Genomic DNA, 6,254 nt, shown 5'->3' on the forward strand with positions numbered 1-6,254 from the left:
CGTCCCAGTGAGACCAATTCGTCACACAGCAAGATAATTTCCTGCCTTTTCGTGTTGCTGTAGGGTTTTCGCCTGGCATTGCGCCGAGATATGCTCAAAGCTGAGCACATCTACCGGAGCCCCTATGTCAGTCATCGAATGCGATTACCTGCCCGCCTCATCCAACACCGCATTCCCACCAGAACTCGCGCTGCTGATCGTGCGCAAGGCTGCATCGATGGCCGAGGCGTTCGAGCAGCAGGCCCTGGACCAACTGACCAAGGACGCTATCTCGGCAATATCCGCCGGCGCCGATCCTCGCCAGTTGATAAGGCAGATGCGTTTGTGACCTGTGGTTTGGTCCGATTAGAAATGCGCCACGAGGAAGCGTTGCACGTCGTCGATCATGCCCCTCACTTGGTCTTTAGTGAACTCTTCCGGCTTGCCATGAGCTGCGCTGTTTCGAATCGCTGATAGAGACGCGATCTGCTTTTTCTGGTTTGCGTTGTATGCGCCGGCCTTTGCAAGATCATCATTCATCTTGTTCATGCTGCTGTGCTCTATTCCACTGATGGAGCACAGATCGCGCAGGGAGGTCTCAAGCACCACGCCAGCAATAACTGCTGCGGCCGTTGCATACCCTCTGTCGAAAAGCTCTTCTGCCTGCTCGAGCTCGCTGCTGAAGACCTCAGCTTGCACTAGGTTTCGGAGCGAATTTAGATAGCCCCCCTCGAAATCCTCCTTCACGGCAAGAAACACCGCCCTTAGTTGTTTGAGAATCTCGTAGTTAGTTGCCATACCAGGGGCTTTCTCAGCGGCGATGAAACTTGCCAGTTGCTGTGACGATTCCCCGCACGTATTGACAAGAAGCGTTTTTGCTTTGACTTTCCAATTGAGCAGTGCATTTTGATCGACGTATGTCGACGCTGTGCCCGTCAGCGGGCTAGCCCGACTTTCCTTGGCCGCCACAATTTCCTCCAGTTGTTCCGCGAGTTCAGAGAACCGCTTTTCGAACAGCTTCGTCATTTCGAATTCCTTCTCTAGGTAGGGGGCGATCCCAGGACAGATACTAGCCCGAGCTTTCGACGTTAGCATTTGCAATTGAGTGGCGCCCCTCGGCCCCAACACATCCGGAACTCAAATCCAGAAGGGTCAGATTTCAGATCGAGCCCTTTTACGACCTCCTCGCGAAACTAAGGGATTCCGGTAGATGCCACGCAATCCCGTGATATCTCGGTCGTGCACTCTCCCCAGATCTGGGGGCTGCAATTATTTTTCACCCGCCTCTTGCGTGACTGCTAACGATGGCGCATCATTGTTTTATCGTGACTGCTAACGGAGGTTGTTATGAAGAAAGACGACTTGAAAACCCCGATGTCTGCCGCTGATCGGCAAAGGATCTACAAAGAGCGACAGCGTGAAGCTGGGTTCAGGCAAACGACAGTATGGATTCACGGCGAAACGGAGGAGGAGGGCAAACAGGCGGCACGCGACGGTAAGCCACTCAAGCCGATGGAGTCGAAAGACCCCTTGAGCTGGGCGGCAGGCTGGATCAGCGAGAAGGGTAAGCAGTAATCGGCTGAAACCTTAGCCGATCGAATGGATGGTCCAGATTTGGGCCATCTCAGAAGGAGTGCCAAGCCGCTGCGTCAACAGCGGCCTGGCTATCACACGACGCAACTTCGAGGTAGACGTCATGCAATTTAAACAGAATACCATCCAAATTCTCGATGCGCGCGGCCAGATCATCGCCACCATGGCGCTGCCGGCCGATATCAAGCTCACCGAGCTGGCCCCGTTGAAGATCCTGGGCGACATCAGCTTCAAGGTTCTGCCAGGCGCCGCACCAATCCGCGGTGTATGCGTAGGGGGTGTCCTATGAGCGCTCAGGCCCGCACCATCCAAGAAGTCGCCCATGACACGCTTGAGGATCTCGGAAGCGCCCAAATAGCGCTGCGCCAGGTAGAGGCCGTGCTCTGGGCCGCATTGGCGGATAAGGGCACCAGCCAGCACGTTCGTAACTTGCTAGACGTTGCATGGGGCTTGGCCGCTGAGGGAGCCAACACCGCCGACTGCAACCGCGAGGAAATCACGGCCGCGTTGGCTGGGTGCGCTGCACTTTGCGCCGGGGGTGATCAATGAGTCGCTCCTACAAGGCAATTGCCGAAACTGCCGTCCAGGATCTGTACGAAGTGACCAGTGCCTTCGAGAGCGTGAGCGCAATATTCACGCTGATGCTTGAGACCTTCCCTGAAGACAGTACGCCTCACGCGTTCGCGCAACTGGGCACCCTCGGCCTAAAGGACTGGTACACCAAGGTTTATCAGTGGTGCGAGTGCATGGAACACGAGCTGGATGATGCGAACGAAGAGGCGCAGAGGGCGGCGCCATTGCCGCACTACCTGCTGGACCAGCGCAGCAACGATGTGGCCGACGCGATTTCAGCCGAGCGCACACACGCTACCCGGTGGTGGACGCACTTGAACGAGATGCGGCGCCGCAAGGAGCTGCCGGAGTGGGTAGCGGCGGGCATCGGCACGCATGATGAACACGACCAGATGCTGGGGAGCCGGAAGGCCGTCAATCAGGCCCTGTTCGGCTCGGACGACCTGGGCGGCGATCAGCACTACAGGCCCATTCCTTTGGACCAAGCCTGAAACAACGAAACTTTCGCGGTATCGAGGGCACTACCCCGAAACAGGGTGGTGCCCTTTTTTCATTTGCTGGCCGTTGGTGCCTTCTCGGTGAGGTAGATAAGGTCTTTCCTCACTTCCTCGGCGCACGGTCTGCACATTCCGAGCGTCGTCCAAGGTCGCCAGTCGAGAACAAGGAAAGTGAAGCCTCCGATGCGCTTACATTTCCCAGCATAACCATGAGTGCAGCGGGCCTGCTGGTAGGTCGTTGGTCCCATCTTAATAACCCCTGGTGGTGGTAATTTATAAAGGGTGGGATTTTTTCCGTTTACGTACTCCTCTGGAGGCCCCGGTTTCATTGAAAGGTACTGGGAAAAAATCCCAGTACTGCACCATTTCAGCAAAATAACCGGACGCAACCGGACAATGAGGGGGTGATGACTGGGAAAAATTCCCAGTACTAGGCGGAAAAATTCCCACCGAAAAACTCGAAATCAGATGAACTTGAAGCGCGGTGGCCCAGGGGAAATCTCGAGCTCCTTTCCCGGGCAGTCGTCAATTGCTGCCCACGTGACCGCATACAGCGCGCAACGGGCCATTCCCTGCTCTCTGCCGCCCTTACGGCTCTCCCGTGTGCGAACGATCAACCCAGCCTCCATAAGCTCAGCGAGGGCTGAGGCAAGCGTCTTCGCGTCCATAGGCTTACCCTTGGCCATCATTGAGGCCGTGCAGGAAAGATCCCCGTTATTGCGGCCGTTGTAGTTCCTGGCCAACTTGATCAGCACCGTTACCGCCTTGGTCGACAGATTGTCGAAGGCGTCGCTGACCAAGAGCCGATAGGGAAGCGCCAAAACTCGGCCGCCGCCAAAATCGACTTTGTAGGTTTTCTTTCTGGCCATTCAGCGGCTCACAGACAGTCGGAGCGGGTGGCTCCGCGATGGAGACACCCGCTATCTCTGGATTACGACGCTTCGCGCATCAGGATATATTTCGCGATGCGGTGAGGTGGGCGGCCCGGCTCGGTGGACTGGTGCGTCCAGTAGGTGCGGATCTCATGACCCTTTTTCCTGAGGCGGCGGATAGTGTTGGGTGGCTGGACGATATCCAGGTCTTTGGCAGCTTCGATGGTTGATACTGGCCCGTTTCGCAGGGCCTCCATCATCTTGCGGTCTTGCTCAGTTGAAGAATGACGTGTCATAGTTTGCCCTTCACGTTGGTGCTATCCAGTGTGTTTTCGCTAAGGCGGTGCTCGAACACCGCCTTGGCAATCTCTCGCGCAACCATGCGCAATCCCCACTCCTTATACTTATCGCACTTCATCGTGTGCCGACCCGTGCTGCGCGCTCGATGAAAGCCTTCAGCTCGGATGCCAACGCCAGGCGCCGGCGGCCGATCTTGAAAGTCTTGATTTCCCCTTGAGCGATAAGCTCGTAGGTGGCCGAGCGCGAGATACCCAAAATGCGGGCAGACTCTTCGACGCTCACTGATAGCGGAGCCATTTGCTGTGCTTGTTCCATTTTTATCTCCAAAGACGCCCAGGGACCTCCGAGCGGCAGAGCAATCCTAGATGAGTAAATATTGCACGTCAACTGATGTGCAGCGCTTATTATGAACGCATGGACTTCTGTGGACGTGCCGTATACGCTTCTTCATTCAAGAGGGGGGAGATTCGATGACCAAGAACAAGCCGAACCAGGGCGCTAGGAAGACTGAGGCGCTGACACTACGATTGGACCCAAAGGTAAGATTTCTCATTGATCTCATTGCGAGACAAAAGCGACAGTCGATAACCGGCGTAATTGAGTCTGCGATAGAGGTTTATGCAACGAACTTTTTGATTGAGGCGGATCTATGGGACGAGGAAACCGAAGAGGATAAATTGCAGCAGGTGTCCCTATACAAGCTTTCTAAAGAGATCTACAGCACAGATGATTCTCTCCGCTTTATGATGCTTGTATGGTGCTGTCCGAGGCTTCTGAGCTACGAAGAAGTCAGGCTCAAGGAAACAATTTACGAATCAAAAATTTTTTGGGATCAATATCCACATAGCGTTAATAGTCGAGAGGATATCGACATTGATGTTCTTCGAGAGCACTGGGTTAGCCTCCTCAAGCACGTCGACGAGTACAAGAGCTCGCCCACTGTCGTGCCATACAAGCCTATATGAGCTCAACCGCCGCAGCTTTTGTACCCGGCGCTAAATGTGCGTAACGAAGCGTCATCTTGATATCGGCGTGCCCAAGCAGATCCCGTACCGTATTGAGCGGTACTCCGGCCATTACCAGGCGTGAAGCGAAGTCGTGCCGCATATCGTGCCAGCGGAACCTGTCGATCTGCGCCCGCTCAAGTAACTTGAGCCAGGCGCTTTTGACGTCCTCAAAGCGACCGCCGCCCTGACCTGGGAACACATACGGCGACTTGCTGACCTGCTTCTTCCAGGCTTCCAGCACACCAATGGCCTCCTTGTTCATCGGGATGTGGCGCGTATCGCTTGTCTTGGTGGTGGCCCCGGCGACTGTGATTGTCTTCGTGTCGAAGTTCACCGCTGACCATTTCAGGTCGAACAGCTCTCCGCGCCTCATTCCGGTATTCAACGATACCAACACCATGGGCTTCAGGTGATCGGTGAAGGGCAGTTCCAGAAGGCTTGGCATCGGCTCTCTGTGTCGGTCCGTCCGCCAGGCGTTTGCACTCTCACGCTCGGCCCTCATTTCATCCTGTCGAGCGTCCAAGGCATCGCGTAGACGCTTGGTCTCGTCAGCAGCCAGGTAGCGAATCACCCCCTTTGAATCGACTTTGAGCTGTTTCAGCTTGGCCAGCGGGTGTGTATCGATGTACTCCCACTCAATGGCACGACTGAAAACACCACTGATCGAGCCCATTTTTCTATTCACCGTCGAGGCTTTGTTGCCGGCCTGCATCCATCCTGTGCGGATTTGCTCTAGGTCTCGCCCGGTGATCGCGTCCAAGCGCTGGGGCATGATTGGGTCGAAGTTATTGCTGAGGGTGTGCTGCGTCTTCTCATGGCCTTTGTGATGAGCTTTGAACCACGGCATATAGGTGTCGTCGATGAAATCGCGCAGCGAGGGCAGGGCTGATCCCTTGCGTCCCTGGGCGATGGCCAGGGGCTCGCCGTGGGCGTGTGCATCGGCTAAGTACTGGGCGGCCTCGGTTCGGGCTTGGTCAAGGGTAAGCACGCCGACACGCCCGAGAGTGGCATTCTTGTTTCGGCCCCAAGTGACCATGTAGGACTTGTGACCGCTGGGCAGCACGCGAATGAAGAAGCCGGGTTGCACTGTGTCATGCACGCGGTATGCTTTCGCCTCGGCGGCTAGGCTGCCAATTAGCTTCTGAGTGATTTTGGATTTCAAGGATTCGTCCGTGACAGCAGGGTGGCAGCAAAACGCACTATACCGCTCGATGTTCACGGACTCAATGGGACTAAAAGGCCCAGTAATACTGGGCTTGTGGCTGTGCCTGCTGGGTCGAAATTGACCCTCCTAAGGGGAAGGTTGGCCGTTCGAACCGGCCCTGGGACACCACCCATGTTGCTAGTTCCTTCTGTTGTCGGTGTTCGCCGATTTCGCCACTCAGACATTCCTTCTATATAGCTTTGGTTTATTTCAAGCCTGAAGTCGTTTT

The 6,254-nt window shown here is 55.6% G+C and carries 11 protein-coding genes; 6 read left to right on the forward strand and 5 right to left on the reverse strand.

Annotation, left to right across the window (positions count from 1 at the left end):
* Positions 1-124 precede the first annotated feature (124 nt).
* A complete protein-coding gene (locus tag NMB39_RS06845) occupies positions 125-328 on the forward strand; it encodes a hypothetical protein (protein ID WP_494339494.1) in 204 nt (67 codons plus the stop codon).
* 17 nt (positions 329-345) lie between these two features.
* Here NMB39_RS06845 and NMB39_RS06850 read toward each other — a convergent pair whose 3' ends face one another.
* Entirely contained in the window at positions 346-1,005 is a 660-nt protein-coding gene (locus tag NMB39_RS06850) for a DUF4145 domain-containing protein (RefSeq protein ID WP_494339493.1), read from the reverse strand.
* A 321-nt stretch (positions 1,006-1,326) separates the two neighbouring features.
* On the opposite strand from NMB39_RS06850, the gene NMB39_RS06855 reads away from it, so the two are divergent.
* From NMB39_RS06855 to NMB39_RS06870, 4 genes are all read left to right on the forward strand, one after another.
* Positions 1,327-1,554 carry a hypothetical protein gene (locus NMB39_RS06855; protein ID WP_494339492.1) on the forward strand — a complete coding sequence of 76 codons (228 nt, stop codon included), beginning with the start codon at positions 1,327-1,329 and terminating at the stop codon, positions 1,552-1,554.
* 121 nt (positions 1,555-1,675) lie between these two features.
* Entirely contained in the window at positions 1,676-1,861 is a 186-nt protein-coding gene (locus NMB39_RS06860) for a hypothetical protein (protein ID WP_494339491.1), read from the forward strand.
* Complete coding sequence (locus NMB39_RS06865) at positions 1,858-2,121, forward strand: hypothetical protein (RefSeq protein WP_455911194.1); 264 nt, start codon at positions 1,858-1,860, stop codon at positions 2,119-2,121. Before NMB39_RS06860 ends, NMB39_RS06865 begins: the two co-directional genes overlap by 4 nt.
* Positions 2,118-2,636 (forward strand): hypothetical protein, encoded by a 519-nt coding sequence (locus tag NMB39_RS06870; RefSeq protein WP_494339490.1) that lies wholly within the window; start codon positions 2,118-2,120, stop codon positions 2,634-2,636. The genes NMB39_RS06865 and NMB39_RS06870 overlap by 4 nt, the downstream gene beginning before the upstream one ends.
* 470 nt (positions 2,637-3,106) lie before the next feature.
* Here the strand turns inward: NMB39_RS06870 and NMB39_RS06875 are convergent, their stop codons facing one another.
* From NMB39_RS06875 to NMB39_RS06885, 3 genes are all read right to left on the reverse strand, one after another.
* On the reverse strand, positions 3,107-3,511 hold the full coding sequence (locus NMB39_RS06875; RefSeq protein ID WP_223496785.1) for a hypothetical protein: 405 nt from the start codon (positions 3,509-3,511) through the stop codon (positions 3,107-3,109).
* 62 nt (positions 3,512-3,573) lie between these two features.
* Positions 3,574-3,810 carry a helix-turn-helix domain-containing protein gene (locus tag NMB39_RS06880; RefSeq protein ID WP_494339489.1) on the reverse strand — a complete coding sequence of 79 codons (237 nt, stop codon included), beginning with the start codon at positions 3,808-3,810 and terminating at the stop codon, positions 3,574-3,576.
* 118 nt (positions 3,811-3,928) lie between these two features.
* On the reverse strand, positions 3,929-4,129 hold the full coding sequence (locus NMB39_RS06885) for a helix-turn-helix domain-containing protein (RefSeq protein WP_223496781.1): 201 nt from the start codon (positions 4,127-4,129) through the stop codon (positions 3,929-3,931).
* A gap of 155 nt (positions 4,130-4,284) precedes the next feature.
* On the opposite strand from NMB39_RS06885, the gene NMB39_RS06890 reads away from it, so the two are divergent.
* On the forward strand, positions 4,285-4,779 hold the full coding sequence (locus NMB39_RS06890; protein ID WP_223496779.1) for a hypothetical protein: 495 nt from the start codon (positions 4,285-4,287) through the stop codon (positions 4,777-4,779).
* Here the strand turns inward: NMB39_RS06890 and NMB39_RS06895 are convergent.
* Positions 4,772-5,983 carry a site-specific integrase gene (locus NMB39_RS06895; RefSeq protein WP_494339488.1) on the reverse strand — a complete coding sequence of 404 codons (1,212 nt, stop codon included), beginning with the start codon at positions 5,981-5,983 and terminating at the stop codon, positions 4,772-4,774. The genes NMB39_RS06890 and NMB39_RS06895 overlap by 8 nt on opposite strands.
* Positions 5,984-6,254: the final 271 nt, after the last annotated feature.

The organism is Pseudomonas sp. FBCC-B545 (assembly GCF_059134095.1).

What these genes read in the sequence shown, in the direction of transcription:
- NMB39_RS06845 (WP_494339494.1), top strand. Translation starts at nt 125, where the DNA reads ATGTCAGTCATCGAATGCGATTACCTGCCCGCCTCATCCAACACCGCA.
- NMB39_RS06850 (WP_494339493.1), bottom strand. Translation starts at nt 1,005, where the DNA reads ATGACGAAGCTGTTCGAAAAGCGGTTCTCTGAACTCGCGGAACAACTG.
- NMB39_RS06855 (WP_494339492.1), top strand. Translation starts at nt 1,327, where the DNA reads ATGAAGAAAGACGACTTGAAAACCCCGATGTCTGCCGCTGATCGGCAA.
- NMB39_RS06860 (WP_494339491.1), top strand. Translation starts at nt 1,676, where the DNA reads ATGCAATTTAAACAGAATACCATCCAAATTCTCGATGCGCGCGGCCAG.
- NMB39_RS06865 (WP_455911194.1), top strand. Translation starts at nt 1,858, where the DNA reads ATGAGCGCTCAGGCCCGCACCATCCAAGAAGTCGCCCATGACACGCTT.
- NMB39_RS06870 (WP_494339490.1), top strand. Translation starts at nt 2,118, where the DNA reads ATGAGTCGCTCCTACAAGGCAATTGCCGAAACTGCCGTCCAGGATCTG.
- NMB39_RS06875 (WP_223496785.1), bottom strand. Translation starts at nt 3,511, where the DNA reads ATGGCCAGAAAGAAAACCTACAAAGTCGATTTTGGCGGCGGCCGAGTT.
- NMB39_RS06880 (WP_494339489.1), bottom strand. Translation starts at nt 3,810, where the DNA reads ATGACACGTCATTCTTCAACTGAGCAAGACCGCAAGATGATGGAGGCC.
- NMB39_RS06885 (WP_223496781.1), bottom strand. Translation starts at nt 4,129, where the DNA reads ATGGAACAAGCACAGCAAATGGCTCCGCTATCAGTGAGCGTCGAAGAG.
- NMB39_RS06890 (WP_223496779.1), top strand. Translation starts at nt 4,285, where the DNA reads ATGACCAAGAACAAGCCGAACCAGGGCGCTAGGAAGACTGAGGCGCTG.